Below are 25402 nucleotides of genomic sequence, written 5' to 3' on the forward strand. Positions count from 1 at the left end.
TAGTTCCACCTCACTGAATATTACCCTTCACCATGAGAGCATAGCAGAATAAATTCCTAAACAAAAGCTTTTCTCTTAGCTCTCAAACCGTAAACAAATAGGGAATCAGCACTTATTCCTAAGTTCCGACTCCCTTTTATTTATTCTTATATCTATCTGTTATACAGTTTCATGCGTTCCCTTATATAAAACTGCTATTGCCGCTACTATAAGAATCATACCCATAAAAGCAGGTGCGGCATGACCAAGTGATACATAGATTTGTCCTCCAAGAATAGGACCAATCATTCTTGCTAAAGCTTGAATAGATTGGCTTCCACCTTGAATCCTTCCTTGTTCACTAGAACTGACAGACTTTGAAAGCATCCCGTTGAATGAAGGTCCGAAAATTGAATCCCCAAAACCATACATCAGCATCCCAGCGATAAGTAGTGGATAGAGTGAAAACAAAGCTGATGCCGCAATAAAACTGTATCCTATAATCTCCGAAACCATCCCAAGAATTGCTATTTGTTTATCACTAAGCTTGATCAAAAGCTTTGGCATGATAAAACTTTGTGAAACAATGTCTTGAAAGCCCAAAATTGAAAACATAAGTCCGATTAATGCAGGTTTCCAACTGAAAGTATCCATTGTAAATTGCGTGAAAATTGCTTGTAAAGATCCGTTAGGTATCCAAAGTAAAAACGCTGAGACAAGTAACCACTTTAAATTTTTCATGGAAAGTATGTTTGCTAGCTGTACAAAAGGATTTAACCTTACAAAAGTAATCTCTTTCAACCTATTATTTTTTTCAAGGCTCTCAGGCATATATTTGATCCCATATACAACATTTATTAACGTTATGATTGCACCAAAATATATAGGTACAGTATCACCAAACTTGGCAAGTATTCCCCCAATGGTTGGGCCAATGATAGTTCCCGCACCTACAACTGCACTCACCCATCCAAAACATTTCGTTCTCTGTTCTTTTGGAATGATGTCTGCAAAATATGCGAAGATAGTACTTATGCTCCCGCCTGTTATTCCTTCTATTATGCGTCCAGCAAATAGTACCCATAAAGCTCCTCCTATTCCAAAAACTAAGTACCCAATTGCAGAACCAAATAAGCATATTAAAAGTAATGGACGACGGCCATGCTTATCGCTTAAAGCCCCGAGTACTGGGGCAGCTAAAAACACGCAAGCCGCATATACGGAAGTTAGTAGTGTAACAACTAATGCTTGTTCTTCCGGATTACTTATATATGGCTGTACTAAGAATGGCACTACAGGCATGATGATACTGAAACCTATACCACAAAGAAATACAGAAATAAGTCCGAATAGTAAAGCATGTTTATCTATGTTTTTTTCAGTTTTCCTTTCATTTTGTGATCTAAATATAGACATTTAACTTCTCTCCTAAAAAAATGTTGCTTTGTCAACAAAATAATAACTCTATTTTGTTGATTAGTCAACAAAAATAAAATAATAAAAAAGCAGCCTATTCTCATTAGAGTAAGGCTGCCCGTAAAAGCCCGATTGGTGAGGGCTGATAATCAGTGGAGATGAAGACCCCCCACTGATTAAAGTTTCACTTTATTATTAAAATATATTACGATTTAATATGTATACCTTGTTTCTTTATTTCTGCATCCAAATGTCTACTATACTTTTCCACAAAGCTAATTATACTGTTGAATTCTTCTTCAGTTACTTGTTCAAATACAGCTTTATCTCGCTCTTGAAACTCTTTGTGCAGATTTTCATGGATTTTATAAATTTCTTTCCCTTGTTCGGTAAGCCTAAAATAAATTTCTTTCTTATTTTCTGACTTTTGGTAGCTTTCAACAAGGCCTTTTTGTATGAGCTTCTTAGTCATTCTACTTATAGCACCGCGAGTCACATAAAAAGCCTCTGCGAGTTGTGTCACGTTAGAATCTGCATTGTTTTCAATATATTCAATGCAGTGGACTTCAGAAGACTTAAAACCTTTAAGACCCTCTTCCATCTTATCTTTATTAAGCCAAACCAGCTTATTATATAATTCCCTGAAACCGTTCATGACCTGTTCTTCTTTATTCATGCCCTGCCCTCCTCACCGCTCATTAGCACATTAAAACTATTATATTAAATTTCTGCTTACGTTTCGACAATATTGAAATAATTATTATAACATTAAAGATATGTGTAAAAATAGGCGCTTAAATAAAATAATTTTTAAACAGCAAATTTTGCAAGTTTATTTCTACTTACAGTAAACGGTAGACAAAAAGTAAGAGCTAAGATCATTTCTCTTAGCTCTTCTTTCATAAAACTATTTCACTTCATTAGCGACAAAAAAGTGCTCACATACACTTGATATGCGCTGTAAGTCCACGTTCCCACCAGATATAACAGCCACTACTTTTTTCCCTTTTATATAACTATCAACTTTTCCTGCAAGAAGTGCAGCAGTTGCTAATGCACCTGCACCTTCTACAACAGCTTTCCCACGTTGTAATAAATCTTTCATCGCTACTTCCAGCTCTTTTTCTGATACAGTTACAATATCATCTACTAATTCTTTTACAATTTCAAATGTTAATTCACCTGGTATTTTAACTGCGCAACCATCTGCAATAGTAGGCGCCTCATAGTGTTCTACGATTGCTCCTTTATCGTAAGATGCCTTCATTCCATGAACATTATCTGCTTGGACACCAATTATATTAATGGATGGATTAAAAGATTTCAATGCTACAGAAATACCAGAAATAATTCCGCCTCCACCTATTGGTACAATGACAGTATCTACATCCCACATATCATCAAGAATGTCTAATCCAATTGTACCTTGACCAGCCATTACCTCTACATCATCATATGGATGTAAGTATGTTTCACCTGTTTCCCTTATAATTTCTTCACATTTTACCTTTGCATCATCAAAGGTTTCACCATGTAAAATCACTTCAGATCCATATCCTTTTGTTGCTTCAACTTTTGCCTGAGGTGCAGAAATTGGCATAACAATTTTACTCTTAATACCGAGTAAATGAGCAGATAATGCAACTCCTTGTGCATGATTACCTGCTGAACATGCAATTACACCTCTTTCTTTTTCTTGATCCGTGAGCCGCGACATTTTATTAAATGCGCCACGAAATTTAAAAGAACCCGTTAATTGCATATTTTCTAATTTCAAATGAATTTCTCCACCCGTTTTACTAGTCAAGTAAAAAGATTTTACTAATGGCGTTTTACGAGCATTTCTATCTAGAATTTTGTGAGCTTTTTTAATATCGTCTATATGTAATGGTAGTTTTCTAGTTATCATACTGACACCTCTTCCAATGTTCTATTCCTAAGTTTTCGTAAGTCGTAGCTCCTTTATACGAAAAGAAAAAGTCTTTATATATGTACCCCACTCTGAAATAAACACATTTGCAAACAATTTAACATCCTCTTCATATCGCGTTCTTTATAATGATTTAAACATGCAATTTGGATCCAATTATTCTTTTGTAAATAAGATGACTCATAATGAACGATGTATCCTTGTAATGCTAATGTATCGCCTACTACTTTAGAAGAATAATCTTCGCTCAATACAATAGTAAGTATAATTGGCGCGGCATGTTCTTTAGGTGAAACAAGCTTTAAACCCATATCAGTAATAACTTCTTCAACATAATCATATGTCTCTTTAATTTTTACAAATGCCTTTTCATCTTCAAATCTCTTCAACGCTTCTTGCAATGCATAAATTAAATTCCATGATTGTGAGTATGGAATACTTTCATTTTCTTCATACATGCCAATGTCCATATAGGCCGGCACAGCCTCGTTTATTTTTACAATGTGGTTATGAAAAACGAAAGAAATTCCTGTATATGATTTAATCGCTTTACCGCTAACACCACTTGCAAAATACACATCCTTCAAGTCTAATGGTATTGCTCCAATTGAGCTTATGCAATCTACACACAGTTTCATTTGATTCTCGTTACAAAGAGTATTTAGCTCGTTTAAATCGTTTAACATTCCAGTAGATGTTTCATGATGAACAAACCAAATCCATTCATAATTTCCAGTTGTCATAATTTCTTCTAATTCGGTATAAATAAATGGATCTCCCATTTCCTTTTTATACGTATCAAAATGTAACCGTGCTCGTTTTGCATGTCCAACTAATCTATTACCAAATTCCCCATTTGTTAATACTAGTCCTTTCCCTTTTAAAGAACGTAACTGTAAAGCAATCGCATCATTTGCTAACGTTCCTGTTCCTAACATAAGCTGTACATGTTTTGCTTTTGTCATGTGAAGTAACCGTTTTTTCACATTGTCCATCATCACTTGAAATGACTTAGAGCGATGGGAAATAGGTCGCGTAGAAAATGCCTTTCGAACGTTCTCTTCAATATCTACTGGACCAGGTAAAAACGTATATTCTTTCGTCATAATCCCCCCAACACTCGACTCTTCAAACATAGCAGGGGTAACATACATTGGCTGGAAGGCTGCTTCTTCTGTACCAACTAACGTATGGAAAGATTTGAATCCCATTTGCTCATATAAAGCTAGTTCACGTGTTGTTGCAGAAATGAGTGCTAATTCATATCCATTTAGAAGCAAATAACGATGTAGAAAACGAATTAATCCTAACAACGCTCTTCCATTTCTATATTCACGTTCTACTGAAAGTAAACGAATTTCATACACTTTTTCTCCATGCTCTTGCAAATAAATATCTAAATTTGAAATTTTATAATCTAACGAGAATGGTCGTTTTCCCCGCACTGCGACCATACCTACTAATCTATCCTCATCTAAACAAATTAAATATGTATTTTCTTTATGAAACCGATCTATACGAAACCGTTCTTTCGTTTCTTCATGTTGTGGTATCTCTTCTACAAAAGTTTTATAATTCAATTTATGTATACTTTCAAATTCCCAATCTTGATCAGCAACTTTATAAATTAACCCCATGCCTTATCTCCTTTATCTATTTAATAAAAAATGATAAGTGGAGATTATCCCCACTTATTAAACATTCATTTTATTCTCGATTTACATATAGAATGAGTACAATAATTATTCCACTTAATATAGTGGTAACAATAGAATAAGAATAAAGAATCATACAAATTGGTAAACAAGCAATCGTAATTAGTCCTGGCTTCGTAAACCCTTTAAATATTAAATAAAATACAATAAAAATGCCTAAGAGGGTAAGCGCTATCAAATAATCAAATGCGATTAGTCCTCCTATAAATGTTGAAATACCTTTACCGCCCTTGCCTTTAAATAAAACTGGATAAATATGTCCAATAATAACGGCCAATAATGTTAACATTACGAATGTAGGATCTTCAAAAAGGTATTTTGCTACAGCAACAACGATTGCCCCTTTAATTGCATCACCTAAAAATGTAGCGATGAAATACCCTTTTCCATATACGCGCCCCATATTTCTTGCGCCAGGATTTCCGCTTCCTTCATCCCTAATATCAACGTTATGTCTCAATTTTGTTACTATATAAGCGGTCAATATGTTTCCAATTAAATAAGAAGCCACCAAATATAAAAACTGCATACTATTAATCATGTAATCATTCACTTTCTACATGGGAATACATATACAATATTCAATTACTACGTATATTGTACGTTTTTAACATACATCCCTTTATACATTTTAACATCATATTTTTACAAATCATACAAAAATTCTCATACCTATTTTTAAAAATATATATCCCTCATTAAATAATATGTTCCTTTCACTGCCATTTCTGCTTGTGATACGAATGTAATTTCTTTCATACTTTCTTCACACCATTTCTTAAATACAGCAAATATTTCAGGAACTAAACGCAATATACTGCCACTTACTGCAATTGGCGTTGAGTGCTTAAAGTTCAACTTGTTATAAACATTTACTGTAATCCTTGCTAATTCCTTTCCAGCTTGCATCATAATTTCATGCGCATCATCATTGCCATCTCTCGCTTCCTGAATAACTAATGGGGCGATTGCTGCAATTTTATCTTTAGAACAAGTATATACTAAGCTTTTTATATGAGACGGTGTCAAAAGTTGAAACTGCCTTTGAATATTCAAACTCAATGGACAAAGACTGATTCCTTGATCGAGCTGAATTGCCATTTTCTTTAAAGCTTGTAATGCAATCCAATATCCGCTCCCCTCATCTCCTAAAATATGTCCCCATCCACCGCTATACTGATATACTTCTCCTTTTTTTCCTATACAAATTGCACCTGTACCACCTATAGTTAATATTCCATCCTTACCTTTTAAAGCAGCTGCATGTGCGATCATTGCATCATTAAAAATTTCAATTTTTGTTCCGTATTTCTTTTTTAAACGTAATGTTAATTCATTTGTATTCGCTCCGCTTATACCAGCTAATCCTAAACAAACACAAACACAATGCCCATTTATTAAACTCTTCTGGCATTGATTAATTGCTTCCATAATATGCACAAGAGCTTCTTCAAAATCTATTAATATGTTTCCAAAACCACTGGTAGCTCTTACAAGTTCATTTCCGTCTTTATCAAATGCAATTGCCTCGGTCTTTGTTCCCCCGCCATCTACTCCAATCATATACTTCATATGTTCGCCTCATTTTCATCTGCGTATGGAGGGAATGTTATATTCCCTAAAATTACGGAATTCTTAGCACCTGTTGCGCTCGGCACATTACTCGGATTACGATGATACGTTTCGTTTGCTAAAATAGCAAATGCAATTGCTTCTTTCGCTGCTGAAGAATGACCAATATCTTCTTGTATACATATGCTACATTTCTCTTCTCTTAATCCATTCCGTAACATTTCAACAAGTGTATTATTATAACTTCCACCACCACCTAAAATCACCTCATCAATTTCATAATACGGCAAAATAAACGCCTTATAATGATGAACAATTGAACATGCTGTAAACATCGTGACAGTTGCCAATATATTTTCTTTACTATGCTTTTTAAATCGATTCAATAATTCAGTCACAAACGCTTCTCCAAACTGTTCTCTACCTGTTGATTTTGGTGGTTTCATGTTCAAAAATGGATGGTTCATACAGTATGTTAAAATTTCATCTACAACTACCCCCTGCTTTGCAATCCAACCATTTTGATCATATGGTACATGAAATAATCTTTGACATACTTCATCGATTACCATGTTGCCTGGTCCAGTATCGAAAGCAATAACACTCTCTTTACTTCGTTTACTTGGAACCACTGTAACATTACTAATCCCACCAATATTTTGTAGTAGTCTATTTTTAGTTTGATGCCGATATAAAATAATCTCTGAATATGGTACAAGTGGTGCACCTTGTCCCCCTGCCGCTATGTCCATCGTTCGGAAATTCGAGATAACCGTCGTGTTCGTTTCATATGCTATTACTGCTGGTTCCCCAATTTGCAATGTTGAAGAAATAATATTCCCTTCTTGCTTTGGCTGATGATAAATCGTTTGTCCGTGAGAGCCTATTAAATCTAATTGTCTCAAAGGAAAATTGGCCTCTTTACAAACTTCCTTTACAGCATTGGCGAAGCATAAACCAAGTTTAAAATTTAAACTACATATAATTTGGACATTCGAAGTTTCAATTGATAACGCTTGTTGAATCTCATTTTTCATATCATTACAAAATGGAACAGTAGTAAAATGGATGAGTTGGATTTTAGAATCTACACCACTTCCTTCTATATGAACGAGCGCTACATCTATTCCATCTAACGAAGTACCAGACATTACCCCTGCAATATACATAACGTGCATGACCTCCTATTTACTAAAAAACAATCATGTAAGTAACGAACGTACAACCAATCGAAAACAATATAAATCTAAAAAACAACTGAGCTTTCGATGCAAACGATCCATCAATGAAAGAAACAACTACCGTAAGCAAAACGCTTGCCGCAATACTTGTAACAAGCCAGATACTATGCATTTGTGATAGATTTAGCATGCCTAATAAAGGGACAAAAAGTAAATTTGCACAAATCACTCCAAATAATAATAAAAATACGCCTTTATAACTAAATTTTATATTCATTCTATTTCCCCCTTTCTAGTTTTAATGTGAAAGAAGTGATAGACAAAAAGTCTATCACTCAAAATAACAGCGTGCAGATTAAGGATTAACAGATTCCCCGTCACCATTTTTTTCAATTTCAAGCATATTTTTGTCGTACATTTTAAAGAATGGTAAATAAATAAGGAACGATATTGCTATATTTACAAAAACTAATACAATCGCACGCCAATCTCCTCCTGTTGCTAAATATGCACCAATTGGAGCAGGTAGTGTCCATGGCGGCATAATATGCGTTGGTGTTACAAATCCCATCGCAGTTGCTGAATATGCAACAGTTGCTGTTACAAGTGGTGTAATGATAAATGGGATAATTAAAATTGGATTTAGTACAATCGGTAATCCGAATATGACTGGTTCATTAATATTAAAAATACCCGGAACAATACAAGTTCTTGACAATGCTTTCGAATATTTCGATCGACCAAATACAATCATAGCTAATACAAGCCCTAACGTCGCACCAGAACCGCCAATCCATATAAACCATTGATATAACGGCTCTGGTGAAATAAATGGCAACTGATCTGCTCCACTAGCAACTGCTTCACCATTTTTCCCTAGGTATACTTCCCATAATGGCCGAGCAACAGTTCCAACAACCGACACACCATGGATTCCGAATGACCAAAAAAACGTAATTAAAAACACTGGAATCATTACACCGAAGTAACTATCCCCAGCTTTTACTAATGGTGCTGCTAATTTATCAACAACATGGTGTAAATCAATGCTAAAAACGACAGTTACTAGACTCATTATAATAATAACGAATGCTGCAGGTATAAGTGCTTCAAATGAACGCGATACAGATGGCGGTACTTGTTCTGGCATTTTAATCATTACATTTTTCTTCTTACAAAACCTTAAAATCTCTACGGATAAAATAGAAACAATCATCGTCACAAATAATCCATGACCTCCGAGATTTGTCATCGGAAGCATGAATCCTTTTTTATCAATTAACTCAGGCGTTAATGTTAAAAGTAGTGAACATACCGCGAGCTGTGCTCCTGATAAAGCATCTAATTTATAACTTTTCGCTAAATTATATCCTATTCCAAATGCGATATATAAGGACATAATAAACATGGTTAAACGATATGGTATCAATATACTTGTTTGATTCTTTAATGCCCAAACTGATATAAAACTATCTTTCGGCAGTGGTGGAAATGCTACTATTAAAAAGAAGCTTCCTACTATAATAAATGGTAACGCCGAAATAACTCCATCACGGATTGCTTGTAAATGTCTCTGCTCAGAAAGCCTTGCCATCGGTCCAGATAAGTTTTTATCAAGAAACGTGACAAACTTATTCATAACGTTTCCCCCTAACTGATTAATTCATTTACAGTTTTTAATAAAGTCGGGCCGCCAAGCGGTGTGTATGCTTGCGGCGGTATGATGCCACACGGAATAGATTCCTCCTCTGCAAATTTTTTTACAGAGGCAAATCGGTGTCTTATTTGAGGTGCCACCATTACGACATCCCAGCCATTCTTTACTTCTTCCTCTACCTCATTCGTTCCAATTGCATGCACTTCCATGTTCACACCATTTTTCTCCGCTTCTTTTTTTAAAGCGTTTACAACAATTGCACTGGACATTCCTCCAGAACAGACGAACAAAACTTTCATTTATTAATCCTCCTATACTTATAATTTATTACCCTTCAAATGAAAGGAAGTTTCACTTTACTAACAAGCATATGAAGTAGTAAATGAATTTAGTTATAATGAAAGTAAATTTCATTATAAATATTTTTCCTATTAAATTAATGTTTCAATATGCAATTTTCTCTATTGCAAAGTCAACCTCGCCTCATATATTATTTTAAATAATCATATGATAGGGAGGCGTATAAATGATCGTTAAACGTTTATTAATGATATGTTGTATTGTTATCTTGTTCATCCCTTTCTCTTTCATTCCCCCTCACTTTACTTATGCTGAAGTAAATACTACGTACAAAAAACATGAATTACGTGCTGTATGGATCGCATCAGTTCTGAATATTGATTGGCCCTCAAAAACTGGCTTACCTATTGAAAAACAGAAGCAAGAATTTATAAGATTATTAGACGATGTAAAAAGCACTGGTATGAATGCAGTTGTTGTACAAATTAAACCAACCGCTGATGCTTTCTATCCTTCAAATTACGGTCCTTGGTCTGAATACATTACAGGAACACAAGGAAAAGATCCTGGTTATGACCCGCTCGCATTTATGATTGAAGAAACTCATAAAAGAAATATAGAATTCCACGCTTGGATTAACCCATACCGAATAACGATGAATCACACCGATATAAGTCGATTATCAAATAATCACCCTGCAAGGCAACATCCCGATTGGGTTGTCCCTTATGGCGGAAAGTTATATTACAATCCCGGTATTCCGGAAGTGAAAAAATTTATAACAGAAGGCGCTTTAGAAATCGTACAAAATTACGATATTGATGCGCTGCATATGGATGATTATTTTTACCCATATAAAGTAGCCGGTGAAGAATTTCCAGATCAGAAAACGTACGAAACATATAATAATGGTAGATTTACAAATATAGAAGATTGGCGACGTAACAATGTAAATGAACTTGTAAAAGATTTAAATACTGCTATAAAACAAGAAAAATCATATGTAAAGTTTGGCATTAGTCCGTTCGGCGTATGGCGAAATATAGCTGACGATCCCACTGGCTCTAACACAACCGCAGGCCAAAGAAACTATGATGACCTTTATGCTGACACACGTGAGTGGATACAAAAAGGATATATTGACTACATTACACCGCAAATATATTGGAATATAGGTTTCACCCCAGCTGCATATGACATATTAGTAGATTGGTGGGTTAAAGAAACAAATAACAAACCGCTTCACCTATACATCGGTCAAGCGGCCTATAAAATTAATAATAACTCCGTCCCTGCTTGGTCTGATCCAGAAGAATATCCAAAACAAATTGCATTAAACCGGCTATATCCTGATATAAAAGGTAGTATGCATTTTAGCTTAAAAGATATTAATAACAATCCACTCGGAGTTAAAGATAGACTTTCAAAAAACATATATAAACATCCTGCAATAATCCCGCCTATGCCTTGGATTGATCATGATCCACCAAAACAACCGACTTTAAAAGGTGCCATTCCAAGAAATGAAGGTATTGCAATCGGTATCATTGACAATAGAGATAATGATTCTGCTTATTACGCTATTTACCGCGTGAATGGGAAAAATGAAGTGGATATACAAAACCCAAAAAATTTACTTACTACTGTAAGAAAAACAAAACTTGGAGAAATTTATGTAGATAAAACCGCTATTTCCGGAGAAACGTATACGTATGTCGTAACTGCAGTTGATCGATTGCATAATGAAAGTGTGGCTTCTAGTCATACTACCGTTAGAGCAAAATAAAACCTCATAAAAAAAGCGCCTTAAAGCCGTGATACTTAGCTTTTAAGGCGCTTTTTGTTATTTATTCTTAAACTTCTCAGTCGCTGCCCTCATCTTCACATTTAAATCGTGATCAATCGAGTCGCGAATATCTCGCTCTACTACTTCCATTTCTTTTTTGAAATTTTCCAAGTAGATCTTCAGTTCTTCTTCCTTCTCTGGTCTTTGTGAAGGTGGTAATTGTACTACCAACGATAACATGGCCGTTAAATCTTTCATTAAGAATGTTTCAAGTTTATGTTGTTGTTCAAACATGCGTTGCTCTTGATAGTACGGAAGTGCATTTAATACCGAAATTGTAATATCATCAACCGTTCTTTGTAATGAAGGATTTATTGAGCGTTTATACGCTTGAATTGTATTTAATGCGTCTGGATAACGGTCATAAAAATACAATTTGTAAAATGATAAGTCTGTCGGTTTTACAGTTTGCTGCGTTTCTTGTCTTAAGAAATCTTTCACTTTCATCGCAGCCACATCAATATCTTCATTCGTAAGCTTTTTCGTAGTTTTTGCCATTACATGCACTTTTTTCTGCTTTTCTTTCGGTAACATCGAGAAGACTTGTTCTCTCGTACGTTGACCTGATGCACAAAATAGAGTATTTAATGTATTTTGTTCTTTCTTCCCTTCGGTGCGAATCCAGCGATAAAACAGTGGATGTTGTGTAAATTCTTGTAGAAACGGTATTGATTTGTTTGATAACTTATCTAAAGAATCTTGCGCTCTTTTATATGGCTTCGTCCATGAAAAATACAGCTTCCGTCCGAAATATACGACTAAAACAACAACAGTAAATGCTATTAAAAGCAATGTACCGAGTAGTAATAGTACTGTTTGAATGAAACTCATTTGTTCACCTCCTCTAATAATCCGTTATTTCCTTGGACGCTGAATGAGTTTCTGCTTCATCTCATCATTAAATGTGTCTAGTTCAATAACGAACTTCTTACTTGACTCGATAATACGTTCTGACGATTTTTCAGATGCTTCAATTGCAGCGAACACATTTTGGAATGATTCACGTAATTTATCCATGCTAATAGCAGGGTTTTCAAGCAATTTCGTCGTTTCTTCTGTATTTTGTTTTAACGCTTGAGAATTACTTAATACCATCGATTCAATTGCTTCATTCGTTGCATTTACCGCATCAATTGTTTTACGTTGATTCGTTAATGCAAGCTGAATAGCAGCTGAAACTGTTACAACGTTTTGCGTCATCGTAATTGCATTACGTATTGCCTCTGTTAATTTTTCATTATTTTTCTTAATGATGTCTACAGAAGCTATAGATTGTAATAATACACTTTTCGCTTGCTGCATATTACGTGTACGTACAAGTATCTTTTCTAACGCATCGTTAATTAACGGAATATCCCTTTGACGATCTGGGTTTTGTTTCTCAGCTTCAAGCATGCCAGCAAGCTTTTTCCCTAAGTATACTTGTTTATCAAGCGCATGAATTTTATCGTGCGATTGTTCTTTTAACATTTCAAGACCAACTGTATCCTCTTGTAAGTTATCACGGCCAATTAGAAGGGATCTAATAATTTCCTCGATTTGTTTATCTATAGATTGGTATTTATGCACATATGTTTCAAGTGGATTTTTCTTAAATACTTTAAACATAATTTTCTTCATACCACTTGCTTTTAATGAATTCGGATCAAGCTCTGATACTACTTTGCGTAATTCTAACAATGTATTTGGAATTTCTTCATTCTTTCCATTCATCATCGCTGTTACAGGGCGTTTTAAAGCTGATAACGTTTGTCCTGCTGCTTGTTGCTCTTTATCTCCTAAATCTCCTAGCTGCGACAATACTTTCGATAAATCTGTATTTTGCTCGCTATTTAACTTTTGTACATAAAGATCGGCTTCTTTATTTAATTCATCAAGTTCTTCATCTTTTATAACTGTATCAACCACTACTTCTACATTATTATCTTTCACAATGGATACAGGTTCTTTTTTCTCGAGTTCAGTCAACAAAATCGCTCCTTTATTTATATGTGCGAATTTATATGCACTATATTTCATCAATTATATCGTATTTCATACACATTCTGATTGCTTGAAATCGATTTTTTTAGAAATGTCTGTTTATGCAGTCATTCCCTGTTTCTTACTATAAGTATACCTGTAATCAACATAATTTTCCTCAGACTTAAGACCTAGAGAACTACATGCTGAAGGCGGATTCTTCATATATTTCCTAAATAATTTACGTTCTTTTAATCGTGCTACACTCAATCTTTTGACATTCACCCGTTTTCAATGTGATAATTCTATTACACTCACTTCTATTTATTTTTGCGAGCTACAAATGCTCCCTTTTGAAACGCTAATAACACTGTTTCAAACGTATCATCTTCTTCAATCATTTTTATAAACTCATCTAATTCACTTGCATGAGAAGTTGCATTATCAACAACAAGAAAACCTTTTGGCTGTAACATACGTTTTATATGCTCAAACCACCACATGTATTGCGTGCGCTCTGAATCTAGGAAAATAAAATCAAATGAATGATCTAATTGGGAATCTAAAAATGCCCCTGCTTCTTGATTGTGAACATCAATCCTTTGTAAAAGGTTTGCCTTTTCAAAATTGACAAGTGCCTCTCCAACTCGTTCTGAAGAAAGCTCTACAGTTGTTACATTTCCATTTGTTTCTTCTACCGCATTAGCTAACCACAATGTAGAATAACCATTAGAAGTTCCGATTTCTAAAATGTTTTTTGCATTACACCCTTTTACTAAAATTGATAAAAATTGCCCCATCTCACGAGAAATATTCCGTAATTTTTCTTCCCGTATTTTTTTATTCCGATCATGCTCTTCTCCATATTGTTCAAGTTGAAGTAATAATGAATCTAACGTATCCATTCTTTTCATCGCCTTTCCAAGCAATATGATGAAAAAGCTCTTGCTGCCCGTCTACTTTTATTATATGCGAAACGAAATCCTTTTTCCCGTTATATGACAAAGATTTATAATTTTTTATAGCATATTGTTTCGTTTTTTGGTAAAGTTAATTTCTACGTGCAATTATTCCATTCATATTATTTCATATAAAAATTGCAGTTATTAAATTATATAAACCCCATTTAAATGAATCGGTATTTCAAATTCAATTAAGCGCCCTTTTCGGACGCATTTTCTTTGTTTATATATTTCCAGAAGAAAGGATGCTTACAAATGAACGTGATTAGCTTAGATGCTGCTCGAAAACGAAAGCAGCATAAAAAATTAATGATTACTATACCGATTATTACACGTATTTATGAAGAAGACGGGGAAATTAAATTTGAGGTAGCTGGCGAAAAAGATGTACCTCTTGAAATGTTAGAAAAATAATAAAAAACGCATTTCTGAAGAAATGCGCTTTTTTATATTTTTACATTCAAATGCATAAGTTTTTCAGGATTAACCATCATATAAATATTTGAAATCTTCTCATCCTCAAATGCAAACGAAAGAACATATGTTACTTTATTATTTATTGTAACTATAACTCCTGGTATACCATTTACCATTTTGAAATCAACAGTGTACTCTTCTGTCAATCGTTGTGCAATCCCAAAGAACAAACGTATAATTCGATCTGCAGAATAAATTGGATTGATCGCAGTCGTAACTTTACCGCCACCATCAGCTTTGAGTATAGCATCTGTTTTTAATACTTCCAACATACCTTCCGTATCCCCACACTGTAATGATGCTACAAACTTTTCAACATAAGAAGCCATTTTCTCCGTGCTTAATTTTGATTGCTTCGGTTTCTCCAACATGCTTTTTCGTGCACGTTGAAAGATCTTCCTGCAGTTCACACTACTCTTATCAACAATTGAAGCTATTTCTTCGTATTCATAACTGAAAACCTCTCTTAATATGAAAACAATCCTTTCTACCTCAGATAGTTGTTGTAAAAGTAATAAATATGCGGTGGAAAGGGATTCTTTCATTATAAATGACTTTGATGGCTCATCACTATCTTCTACAAGTGGCTCTGGTAACCACATCCCTACATACACGTTACGTTTATGCGCTGCCGATCGTAATTTATCAATTGAACGATTTGTCGCCATCTTACATAAATATGCTTTCATATTTTCTATAGATTGTGGATCTTCTATATTATTTAGCGAGATAAATACATCCTGAACGATATCCTCAGCATCCATAACACTCCCAAGGATTCTGTATGATAACGAAAATAATAATGGTTGATACGCTTCATATAACTGCTCCGTTTCCATGATGAACTGCCTCACTTTCATATTGCTTTAAAATGTGTAACGCTGCACGTTTCCCGCTTGCTACGGCAGCATCAGCTAATATTTCATCATGCCCTGCCCAATCTCCTGCAACATAAACACCTGGCATTTCAGGTATATTAGGACCCGGCTTTTCAACACGGTCAATATGAGGAAAATCATGTACTACTGTTATTTTCGGTAAATATTGCTGTGCAACAACTTCCCTTTTCCAATTTGGGTGTAACAACTCCATCGTACTTTCCAACTGTTCTTTATCTTCATGAATATGATTCATCTCTAGCACAGGATTATGGTACTTAATTAGACTCACTGCAATTGATCCGTCTTCACTTAATTTAGCTGCTCTCGATTGATTTGTGAAAAATATAGGTTGATCTAATCCTAATACAAATTGATGTGTAGGATTAGGTAATTGTCTCAAGCCAATATCTAATGCACCAACAGTAACCGGTACCGATTGTTCACTCCATTTATGCAAACTTGTTCCTTCTGCACCTTTTATTATTTTACAAGCCTCTTTCGGCGGAGTCGTCACGATGACTGTACCTACTTCAAAAACCTCATCATCAACACAATGTATTCTTTGTTTATCTTCATAATGCTCTATTTCCAAAACATGCTTTTTAGCCAAAAATTTTACCCCGACATCATTCGCTAAATCTCTTAATTTTGTTATTATCGTCTCCCAACCACCATCTACATAAAGCACTCCTTCTTTTATAGAAAGCTGTATTTGCTTTAGTACAGATGATGCTAATTGTATTGTAGGAGCAAACGTATATGTTGTTGTCCGGCATAGCGCATAAAATATATTGCGAACCATTGGATCTTTTATTTCATTTTCTGCCCATGTAGTTAGACTCATTTTCGGAACTTCTCCTACATCTAAATTTCCTAAACGAATCATAAGACGTGAGAATTGTACTTTTGCAGACCAAGAAAGTAGTGGTGTTGATAAAATTGAGCGAAAATCTGTTGGGATGGTGAATATATCCCCTTTCCATATTCCATGTGCTTTTGTAGATGGTATTCCACCTGGAAGATTCAAACCGAGCTCATTAAAAGTTATAAACGCTGCCCCGCCTCTATATAAAGCATGTGCACCAAGATTCATGCAGATTCCATTTTTATTTATAGTCATCCCTCGGCCACCGAATTGACTGGATTTTTCTAATACAATCACTTTCTTTCCAGCTTTCGCTAAATATATAGATGCTGTTAATCCAGCAAGCCCACCGCCAACAATTGCTACATCAAATGTATTCATAATAAAATCCCTCCTTATCGTTCTACATACAAGACGAACGATTAAGGAGGGATGTGACATGAAAATAAATTTTTATTACCCTACTATATTTCATTACTTTTTAATTCGGTCATATTGCATACGAAATAACTCAATTGCAAATGGAATATCCTCTTCACTCTTTATATAATAACTGATCCATCCTGATTCAGGTAATACGTGATGTGGTTTTACCAATCCTTGCTTCACTAATTCATCTCGCTTTAACTTCGGAAATGGTAAATCAGCTAATTTATCACCATGAAGATGGCCAAGTTCTTTCTTACCATAATTTATTTCAATACCACCAAATCGATGCGGTTTTTCAGAAACACCCGCCCAGCTGAGTACTTCATTTCTAATCATTTCACTAAATGACATGAACATTCACTCCTTATAAATGATTGATGTACTTTTAAATTAACATTTTCATTACTTTTTTCCATCAATCCAAAGTATGAATGGGAATACGAATATAGTTTAATCTTTATACTTTATTCTTTATGGAATAAGTGAATTTATTAAGCTACTGACAACAGCACAAAACAAAGACTAGACACATATCCTAATTTTGTAACCTAACTTACCTATAGAAAGGCGGGTAATACAATTGACTGCCAACATCGACTATACCTCCCCTTCAACCAATTTTACTTATGATGTAAATAAAAGTAATTTTTTTCGGAAAGATGCCCAAAATTATATAAATGTACTTGGTATTAAACAATTAAACACTTTAGAAAATACTTCTTTATTAGATATTTATTTAAGTACAGGAAATGTTGTAGAACCACATATTCATCAAAATGCAGCTGAACTTGTTTATTGTATTTCAGGGTCTGCTGTTGTTTCTTTACTTAATCCATTTACGAATCAAATATTAAACTTACCGATAAAACCCGGGCAAGTTGCCAACATTCCACAAGCGTGGTGGCATTATGAAATTGCTACAGCAGATAATACTCATTTATTAGCTATTTTCAACGCTCCAACTCCAGAAGTTATTTTCGGTTCTGACATTTTAAGATTAACTCCAGCTCATATGATGGCCCATACTTACTGCCTCAATGAACAACAATGGAAACAAGCGCTTTCCCCTATTCAATCAACTACTGTAATTGGTCCTCCGGCAAACTGCAATCAAAACCGTGAAACGAAAAATTATCCAACCCAGCCCCTCGCTCAACAACAGAATCCGCATCACCAAGATTCTTATTACTTTCCTCTTTACTGGGGCTATTAATTTGTGAATTTTCAAAAGAATCATCATTTATCTCCTAGGAAAATACCAAGGAGATTTTTTTATTGTATCTTCTCTTCCTATTAAAAATAGTAACAATTGATAGTGTACATACATATAATATTTATATATTAAATTGGAGGTGATAGTACTATGAGTAATTATAACTATCGAAAAAACTACTCTTATAATAAAAATAGTAGCTCTTCAGCATCCTCTCAATCTTCCAATTCTCAATCTTCCAATTCCCAATCGCAAAGAGACTTAGCCGAGCAAGGCTATGTAAAGAAAAAAGGATGTAACTGTAATAAAAATAAATAGTTTATTTTATGGATGAATTCTTTTAAAAGAATTCATCTTTTTTGCTGAGTGAAAATTTTTTAAGTTACATAACTTATTCATTAAATAAGAAAGGGTAAATTATACTTTTTTATACGAACTTAACAAAGAGTAATTGTTCAATTGATTTATTACTTATTTCCCCCAAAAATATAGTCCTTCCTAAATTTATTAGGAAGGACTATATACAAACCCCTGTTTAATTTCCTACTAAACATTGTAACAAATTAAACGATATTAAGACCTGCACTTACAAATCCGGCAACTGCTGCTATTGGACTTGCTGCTGTTAATGAAACATATACTAATATTTTATCCCCAGCAACTACTGGAACATTATATGCTTGGATTCCTGTTGCTGTAGTACCAATTGCTATTGCTGGTAATGCTGGTGTTAATAATAGAGGTGGCGCTACTGGTGTAAACGTATTACTTGCAGCAGGTGCGATAAATATTTGCATCTGAATTTGAACAGGTGCTAATGGAGCTAATGCAGCTGTTGCACTAAAGAAACCTGCTAATGACGTGATAATTCCATCACGTGGTGCTACAAATGCATAATCACCTACAACACCTGGTAGTATTGTGAGAGTTCCTCCAACCCCTGGAGCTATACCTGGCTGACTAAATCCAAATCCAAGTAGAGTTCCTGTATTAGCTAATACCGCGTTAGCTAACAGCGCTGGTGTTGTACCTGAAGCAAACGGAATAATAGCTCCGCCACCAGTTGCACCTGTTGCTCCAGTTGCTCCCGTTAGACCTGTTGCTCCTGTCGGGCCTGTTGCTCCTGCTAGACCTGTTGCTCCTGTCGGGCCTGTTGCTCCTGCTAGACCTGTGTCTCCCGTTGGACCTGTTGGGCCCGTTGCTCCTGCTAGACCTGTGTCTCCCGTTGGACCTGTTGGGCCTGCTGCTCCAGTATCTCCTGTTGGACCTGTTGCTCCAGTTGCTCCTGCTAGACCTGTGTCTCCCGTTGGACCTGTTGCTCCTCCTCCTGGACCTGTTGGACCTGTTGGACCTGTTGCTCCTCCTCCTGGACCTGTTGGACCTGTTGGGCCTGTTGCTCCTCCTCCTGGAGTAGCACCAATTAATTGAGTTAATAAGTTTAATAAAAGTTGTAAACTTGCAGGGTCAATAATTAAAGAGAAGAAGAATGGTGCAAGAGCACTATAGAATTGTTGTAATAAAGAAAGCAATTGACCTAAATCTGGGTTAGGAGATTGTAGTAAATTAATAATACTTTGAATTAATTGTTTTAAGAAATTCCCTTCTGGAGAAGGTGCTAATTCATTTAGTAAGTTCAATAGTTGAGTAAACAAATTGAGTAAAGCTAATCTGTTTGCATCACTTGGATTTGCAAAAAACGCTGCAATAGCCGCTATTAAAGAGTTTAGTAAAGTAATTAATCTACCTAATTGCTCACTAGTAATTGGAACTGTTTGTGGATTATTACAACAATCTGGAGTGAAAACAATCGGATTATTGCAGTGGTTATGACCAAAACAATTATTGTTTGTCATTTATGTCCTCCTTACTTGTTTTATATTTGAGTTTTTCCTATTATAAGGATCATAAAGTTGTAAAAAAATATGTTATATATTGACTTAAAATAGGAAACATGAAATATAATTAAACTTAAAAACGTTATTTAATTATGTTCATGACTCACATATTAATTATATGTTTTTAATAATTGACTGCTTAGATTAAATACCTAAACTTACGGGTTTATTTTATTTTTCCACGTTTATCTCTTAGGTTTAAATACACATATTAATTTGAATATACTAAACAATTAACAGTGCCATTTTTTTATATAAATATACATTATTTCTTTACTAAGATTGTGTTCTCTTTTTAAACATGAAGCCGTTTGTATTATAGAGAACTCTCATATAAAATATATTGAAAAATTCATTCTATATTTTATTCCCATACACTATAAAAAGGATTGAAGTTAAAATTCCTATCAGTCAACCATTTATGACAACTAGAAATTGAATGTACCTTCACTTAATTTTAACTATTTAAATATAAAACAAAAAGGACAGATTCCTTTTCATTAAGGATCTGTCCTTTTAATTAATAATGATAAATTGTAATATAATTGAAGATCCTTGCGATGGTGGTTGCGTATCCAATAAAGTTAATTTACCAGCACTCACTTCATATAATGGTTGTGGTTGCAGTATTCCGTTAACAAACAAATTAATGTAAGAAACTTCAATAGGAGACAAAATATTCGTTGTACCATATTGAGGTATCCCGTCAGCATCTGTATATATAAGCTTCTCTCCATCCGCAAAAGTGTAATATAACAAATTGGTTGTTGTTATAGGGCCATTACCCCCAGTTGGACCTGTTGCTCCGGTTGGTCCTGTTGCTCCGGTCGGTCCCGTTTCTCCGGTTGCTCCTGTTGCTCCGGTCGGCCCCGTTTCTCCGGTCGACCCCGTTTCTCCGGTCGGCCCCGTTTCTCCGGTCGACCCCGTTTCTCCGGTCGGCCCCGTTTCTCCGGTTGCTCCTGTTATTCCGGTCGGTCCCGTTATTCCGGTTGCTCCTGTTATTCCGGTCGGTCCCGTTATTCCGGTTGCTCCCGTTTCTCCAGTTGGTCCTGTTATCCCTGTTGCTCCTGTTATCCCTGTTGCTCCTGTTATTCCAGTCGGTCCAGTTGGTCCTGTTATTCCGGTTGCTCCTGTTATTCCAGTCGGTCCCGTTATTCCGGTTGCTCCCGTTTCTCCAGTTGGTCCTGTTATCCCTGTTGCTCCTGTTATTCCAGTCGGTCCGGTTGCTCCCGTCGGTCCTGTTATTCCAGTTGGTCCTGTTGCTCCGGTTGGAATATAAATTGGTGGAAGAATCGGAAATGTAGGTCCAATATTTTCTGGTCCTATCATCCCCTTATTCAATGATAAATTGTCATTGCGTTTCAATTTAATACCTCATTCCACATGTTTTTTAATTTATACACATCATTATGACCCTATCATTAAAGAATAACTTTATAACTATTCTCTTTTTTCTTCCCAAAGAATTATTACATATATTAAACATTTTACCGTTGCTATAACCGCTTTAATTAATATAATAAATTAATCATTCTATTTAAAAAGTACTAAATCTATAACATTCTTATTTAAAAAGTTGAGGTGATTTATATTCAAGATAATAATGAAATTAGAAAAAAGGAATTAATGTCAATGGCTCTTGACATTATTTTCCCTTACAGGCTTACGGGGCCTACCGGGAATACTGGATCTACCGGAAGTACTGGCCCTACCGGAAGTACTGGACCTACCGGGAGTACTGGACCTATCGGAAGTACTGGATCTACCGGGAGTACTGGGCCTACCGGAAGTACTGGACCTACCGGAAGTACTGGGTCAATCGTTACAACAAACTCTATGTTCGCTAATAATACATCAGGTGGTCCTGTTTCAGTCATATTAGGAGGAACAAACATTCCACTTTCAAATAACCACAGTCTTGGTAATTTTACAGTTAACGCTTCAAATGACGTATTTACAATTCCTGTAACTGGAAGATATCATTTAACCTACCAAGTTAATACGACAACCGCTCTACTTGCTGGAACTAGACTACTACTAAACGCTTCTACGCCAATTTCTGGCTCTATTTTTTCTCCCGCTTTATCAACTTCAAATTATAGTAATAATTTAATTACTAATTTAAATGCTGGTAATACAATTTCACTACAATTATTTGGTATATTATCTGTCGTGAATTTAGTTGGAGGTGGATCAACAGGTGCCTCTCTTACAATTATACGAATCGATTAAAAAATGATTCATTCTTTTTATAATAAACAACTTAAATACTCAATTGGTAAATATTACGATAGTGATTACGTAATAAAAGTAAATTGTACTATATCCATAGTAGAAAACATCTATACTAAATTTTCCGTATATATATTATCAATTTACACTTCCCCCATGTCGATGTTACATTAAAGATGAAGATCGTTTCTTTTTTACAGACCATCTCAATATGTATTTGAGGAACATCTCCAATCCTATACGCGAGAGCAATACTACATTGACACTCAATTGAGTGTCTTTTTTTATATTCAAAAAAATAAAACCATCTCTTATAGATGGTTTTAACAATACACATTTACTTTTACTCTTTATATTATTGCCAGCTTATAAAGCTGGATAATAAATAGTCATACTTAACCGAGTTAATGTTCTTCCTGAATTAGTATAAGTATGCGGTCTATCCGCCTTAAAGCGAATTGAGTCTCCATTATTTAACGTATATTGACAATCATTTATGTCAATTGTCAATTTCCCTTCAAATACCGTTATAAACTCTTCTGTTCCTTCTCTATGCGCTTCTGAACTTAATTTCCCTTCTGTATCAATTTCAACCATATAGATTTCAAAGTTCCTATCATCTTGGAAAGGAAATGAGGGATACACCTTATATCTCCCATTGTCTTCAGACAATACTTGAACATCATTTCGTAAAACTACTTTCGTATCAGGCTGTGGATTATTGATTAAAGAGGTAAATGATACTTTCAAACCATTAGCAATTTTCCATATTGTTGTTAGTGTCGGGCTTGAATCTCCTCTTTCTATTTGTCCAATCATTGTTTTACTTACACCTGTTAATTGAGAGACCTTTTCTAAACTTAATTTTTCTTTTTCACGTATTGATTTTAAATTTTTTGCCAGAATAAGTTGAATTTCTTCCATAAAAAACACTCCTACACTGTATACAATATAACGACCGTTATGTATAATAAAAAGCACACGTCATATTGTTCTTTTTGGTCATTATAACATACAAAAAATGGGGGTTTTGAAATGCCTATATTTTCTTTTTTGTTATTTGTATTTATAAGTAGCTTCACACCTGGCCCCAACAATTTCTTAGCTATGACATACGCAAATCAACATGGATTAAAGAGAAGCATAAACTTTTGCTTTGGAGTAGCATTCGGTTTTTTCATCCTTATTTCTTTATGCAGTTTCTTTAATATTGTATTAATTAATATTATCCCTATAATTGAATTTCCTTTAAAAATTTTAGGTGTCGCGTATATGCTATATTTAGCCTTTAAAATAATCACTAGTAAAGGCGGTGCAGATCACAATGAAAAAAATAATAAAAACTTATTTACAGTGGGTATTTTCATTCAATTTGTTAATCCAAAAGGAATATTATTCGGACTCACAGTAGTCTCTACTTTTATACTCCCCTACTACAATTCATATTCAAGTTTTCTGCTTTTCTCATTATTTCTAGGTATAGTCGGTTTACTGAGTACATTTAGTTGGAGCCTTTTTGGTGCCATGTTCCAAAAACTTTTATTAAAACATAATCAATTATTTAACATCATCATGGCTGTTTTATTAGTTTTCAGTGCCGTTTCAATCGTTATACACTAATTCGATGCTCATTTTAGATTTTGTACTTTTTAATACCACTCTTTATCAATCAGACTACTTTACATACTAATCCATCCACATACCCTATGTGGTTTAAAACTTTTAAGAGGAAACCTTCTAACAATAGGTTTCCTTCCATATCATATTAAATAAGAAGCAGGTTAAATACGGAGGTGATTTTGATTAAGACTACTTTAATTTCTCATTTTTACAATGAAGAATATCTACTTCCATGGTGGTTAATGCACCATACAAAGCTATTTGATCATGGCATTCTTATTAACCGTGGATCCACTGATCGTTCAGTTGAAATCTGTAAAACATTCGCTCCTAATTGGGAAATACGAAACTCAAAATCACTCGAATTTGATGCTTATTTAGTTGATCAAGAAGTTATGGAAATTGAAAGAGAGATTACAGGATGGAAAATGGTATTGAATACGACAGAATTCCTGTGCTGTTATAATAAAGAACAATTTTTCAAATCACTTAACACTATGGGCGGCAATATGTTTTCAATAAGAATGATTATGATGATTGATGAACCGACTCATGGCTACACTAATCCAAGATATAGCTCTCCGCTTGTTAAACAACGTTATCACGGCATAATAATTCAACCTAATCCAAACCAACTATATCTTAACGGTAGATTAATTTACAATAATTCGCACGGGAACTATAGAGTCGGGAGACATGGTTCGCATTATCCTTATAGCATTTACATGGAACCTACTTTTATTTTTAAATTTTTTTATAGTCCATGGAACGATGCAATGAAAAAACGAAAATTACAAATCGGGCCGACTCTTTCTCAACATAGTGTACGACGCGGATTAGGTTCTCATCACTTAACAACAATTGAAAAATTAGAAAAAAAAATACAAATACTATGCAACCTTAACTACGGATCTCCGGTTATTCCCAGAATACCAAATTATATTTCCTGATCTTTGTCCTTAATGTCATGAATATTTAGTTTCGACATCCATCCGTTTTTTATTAACATACCAACTCCAACTAAATACTTTTCTCTAGTAGAAATCTGAGCTAGAACTCTTGCTGCACGGAAATTCCTCTTATTTAATCTCGTATCACTAACCTATAATCTTTGATACCATTTCATTAAGCACTTGATGTTGGATCAGAAATAAAAAATGGTAGTTCATTTGGAAAATTTTCAATTTCAGATTTTATACCTTATAAAACAAAGAATTCAAACAATAGAACCTAAACTAAGATTTTAAGTTATGGCTTTATTTTTTTCTTA

Annotated in this window: 24 protein-coding genes and 1 pseudogene; 6 read left to right on the top strand and 19 right to left on the bottom strand. The window is 34.6% G+C overall.

The annotated features are described in order from the left end of the window. Positions 1 to 159: 159 nt before the first annotated feature. From ACTFO4_RS18105 to ACTFO4_RS18150, 10 genes are all read right to left on the bottom strand, one after another. Positions 160 to 1395 carry an MFS transporter gene (locus ACTFO4_RS18105; protein WP_440014032.1) on the bottom strand — a complete coding sequence of 412 codons (1236 nt, stop codon included), beginning with the start codon at positions 1393 to 1395 and terminating at the stop codon, positions 160 to 162. Positions 1396 to 1600: 205 nt separating this feature from the next. Further along, complete coding sequence (locus ACTFO4_RS18110) at positions 1601 to 2071, bottom strand: MarR family transcriptional regulator (protein ID WP_001030904.1); 471 nt, start codon at positions 2069 to 2071, stop codon at positions 1601 to 1603. Between the two features lie 231 nt (positions 2072 to 2302). After that, entirely contained in the window at positions 2303 to 3304 is a 1002-nt protein-coding gene (gene tdcB, locus ACTFO4_RS18115; RefSeq protein WP_000632959.1) for a bifunctional threonine ammonia-lyase/L-serine ammonia-lyase TdcB, read from the bottom strand. A gap of 74 nt (positions 3305 to 3378) precedes the next feature. Further along, positions 3379 to 4962, bottom strand: a complete 1584-nt coding sequence (locus ACTFO4_RS18120; RefSeq protein ID WP_000523061.1) for an aminotransferase class V-fold PLP-dependent enzyme — start codon at positions 4960 to 4962, stop codon at positions 3379 to 3381. Positions 4963 to 5032: 70 nt separating this feature from the next. Further along, positions 5033 to 5581, bottom strand: a complete 549-nt coding sequence (gene plsY, locus ACTFO4_RS18125) for a glycerol-3-phosphate 1-O-acyltransferase PlsY (protein ID WP_000610870.1) — start codon at positions 5579 to 5581, stop codon at positions 5033 to 5035. 137 nt (positions 5582 to 5718) lie between these two features. Next, positions 5719 to 6612, bottom strand: a complete 894-nt coding sequence (locus ACTFO4_RS18130) for a BadF/BadG/BcrA/BcrD ATPase family protein (protein ID WP_440014033.1) — start codon at positions 6610 to 6612, stop codon at positions 5719 to 5721. After that, positions 6609 to 7781 (bottom strand): anhydro-N-acetylmuramic acid kinase AnmK, encoded by a 1173-nt coding sequence (gene anmK, locus ACTFO4_RS18135; protein WP_000274977.1) that lies wholly within the window; start codon positions 7779 to 7781, stop codon positions 6609 to 6611. The genes ACTFO4_RS18130 and anmK overlap by 4 nt, the downstream gene beginning before the upstream one ends. A 22-nt stretch (positions 7782 to 7803) precedes the next feature. Next, positions 7804 to 8070 (bottom strand): hypothetical protein, encoded by a 267-nt coding sequence (locus tag ACTFO4_RS18140; RefSeq protein ID WP_001021963.1) that lies wholly within the window; start codon positions 8068 to 8070, stop codon positions 7804 to 7806. Positions 8071 to 8148: 78 nt separating this feature from the next. Further along, on the bottom strand, positions 8149 to 9432 hold the full coding sequence (locus ACTFO4_RS18145) for a PTS sugar transporter subunit IIC (protein ID WP_103622406.1): 1284 nt from the start codon (positions 9430 to 9432) through the stop codon (positions 8149 to 8151). A gap of 11 nt (positions 9433 to 9443) precedes the next feature. After that, the gene (locus ACTFO4_RS18150) at positions 9444 to 9749 is read right to left on the bottom strand and encodes a PTS sugar transporter subunit IIB (protein WP_103622405.1); all 306 of its coding nucleotides are present in this window, start codon (positions 9747 to 9749) and stop codon (positions 9444 to 9446) included. A gap of 227 nt (positions 9750 to 9976) precedes the next feature. On the opposite strand from ACTFO4_RS18150, the gene ACTFO4_RS18155 reads away from it, so the two are divergent. After that, positions 9977 to 11536, top strand: coding sequence for a family 10 glycosylhydrolase (locus tag ACTFO4_RS18155; protein WP_017674050.1), 1560 nt, complete (start codon positions 9977 to 9979; stop codon positions 11534 to 11536). Between the two features lie 57 nt (positions 11537 to 11593). Here the strand turns inward: ACTFO4_RS18155 and ACTFO4_RS18160 are convergent, their stop codons facing one another. The 3 genes from ACTFO4_RS18160 to ACTFO4_RS18170 form a co-directional block, all read right to left on the bottom strand. Then, on the bottom strand, positions 11594 to 12427 hold the full coding sequence (locus tag ACTFO4_RS18160) for a DUF3974 domain-containing protein (RefSeq protein WP_000008377.1): 834 nt from the start codon (positions 12425 to 12427) through the stop codon (positions 11594 to 11596). A gap of 24 nt (positions 12428 to 12451) precedes the next feature. Continuing rightward, complete coding sequence (locus ACTFO4_RS18165; protein WP_061457196.1) at positions 12452 to 13564, bottom strand: toxic anion resistance protein; 1113 nt, start codon at positions 13562 to 13564, stop codon at positions 12452 to 12454. 314 nt (positions 13565 to 13878) lie between these two features. After that, a complete protein-coding gene (locus ACTFO4_RS18170) occupies positions 13879 to 14472 on the bottom strand; it encodes an O-methyltransferase (RefSeq protein WP_016124554.1) in 594 nt (197 codons plus the stop codon). A 303-nt stretch (positions 14473 to 14775) separates the two neighbouring features. Here ACTFO4_RS18170 and ACTFO4_RS18175 point away from each other — a divergent pair, with 303 nt between their 5' ends. After that, positions 14776 to 14934, top strand: coding sequence for a hypothetical protein (locus tag ACTFO4_RS18175; RefSeq protein WP_001100984.1), 159 nt, complete (start codon positions 14776 to 14778; stop codon positions 14932 to 14934). Between the two features lie 32 nt (positions 14935 to 14966). On the opposite strand, the gene ACTFO4_RS18180 is transcribed toward ACTFO4_RS18175, so the two are convergent. The 3 genes from ACTFO4_RS18180 to ACTFO4_RS18190 form a co-directional block, all read right to left on the bottom strand. Then, the gene (locus ACTFO4_RS18180; protein ID WP_017674052.1) at positions 14967 to 15836 is read right to left on the bottom strand and encodes a sigma-70 family RNA polymerase sigma factor; all 870 of its coding nucleotides are present in this window, start codon (positions 15834 to 15836) and stop codon (positions 14967 to 14969) included. After that, complete coding sequence (locus tag ACTFO4_RS18185; RefSeq protein WP_001091209.1) at positions 15814 to 17124, bottom strand: phytoene desaturase family protein; 1311 nt, start codon at positions 17122 to 17124, stop codon at positions 15814 to 15816. The genes ACTFO4_RS18180 and ACTFO4_RS18185 overlap by 23 nt, the downstream gene beginning before the upstream one ends. Positions 17125 to 17217: 93 nt before the next feature. Next, a complete protein-coding gene (locus tag ACTFO4_RS18190) occupies positions 17218 to 17523 on the bottom strand; it encodes a luciferase domain-containing protein (protein WP_000010317.1) in 306 nt (101 codons plus the stop codon). A 229-nt stretch (positions 17524 to 17752) separates the two neighbouring features. Between ACTFO4_RS18190 and ACTFO4_RS18195 the strand changes: the two genes are divergently transcribed. Then, positions 17753 to 18385 (top strand): cupin domain-containing protein, encoded by a 633-nt coding sequence (locus ACTFO4_RS18195; protein ID WP_017674054.1) that lies wholly within the window; start codon positions 17753 to 17755, stop codon positions 18383 to 18385. Between the two features lie 563 nt (positions 18386 to 18948). Here the strand turns inward: ACTFO4_RS18195 and ACTFO4_RS18200 are convergent. Both ACTFO4_RS18200 and ACTFO4_RS18205 read right to left on the bottom strand, forming a co-directional pair. Then, positions 18949 to 20238, bottom strand: a complete 1290-nt coding sequence (locus ACTFO4_RS18200; protein ID WP_440014038.1) for an exosporium glycoprotein BclB-related protein — start codon at positions 20236 to 20238, stop codon at positions 18949 to 18951. Positions 20239 to 20796: 558 nt separating this feature from the next. Then, on the bottom strand, positions 20797 to 21645 hold the full coding sequence (locus ACTFO4_RS18205; protein ID WP_440014039.1) for a DUF4183 domain-containing protein: 849 nt from the start codon (positions 21643 to 21645) through the stop codon (positions 20797 to 20799). Between the two features lie 216 nt (positions 21646 to 21861). On the opposite strand from ACTFO4_RS18205, the gene ACTFO4_RS18210 reads away from it, so the two are divergent. After that, positions 21862 to 22512, top strand: coding sequence for a BclA C-terminal domain-containing protein (locus tag ACTFO4_RS18210; RefSeq protein ID WP_103622401.1), 651 nt, complete (start codon positions 21862 to 21864; stop codon positions 22510 to 22512). A 366-nt stretch (positions 22513 to 22878) separates the two neighbouring features. Here the strand turns inward: ACTFO4_RS18210 and ACTFO4_RS18215 are convergent, their stop codons facing one another. Beyond that, positions 22879 to 23493 (bottom strand): helix-turn-helix domain-containing protein, encoded by a 615-nt coding sequence (locus tag ACTFO4_RS18215; protein WP_440014042.1) that lies wholly within the window; start codon positions 23491 to 23493, stop codon positions 22879 to 22881. Between the two features lie 54 nt (positions 23494 to 23547). Between ACTFO4_RS18215 and ACTFO4_RS18220 the strand changes: the two genes are divergently transcribed. Together ACTFO4_RS18220 and ACTFO4_RS18225 are read left to right on the top strand one after the other, a co-directional pair. Next, a complete protein-coding gene (locus ACTFO4_RS18220; protein WP_078421177.1) occupies positions 23548 to 24132 on the top strand; it encodes a LysE family transporter in 585 nt (194 codons plus the stop codon). A gap of 179 nt (positions 24133 to 24311) precedes the next feature. Next, positions 24312 to 25095 (top strand): annotated as a pseudogene (locus ACTFO4_RS18225) (glycosyltransferase family 2 protein). Positions 25096 to 25402 lie beyond the last annotated feature (307 nt).

The sequence above is a fragment of the Bacillus cereus group sp. MYBKT14-1 genome (assembly GCF_051915185.1).
GTDB classification, from domain to species: Bacteria; Bacillota; Bacilli; order Bacillales; family Bacillaceae_G; genus Bacillus_A; species Bacillus_A cereus.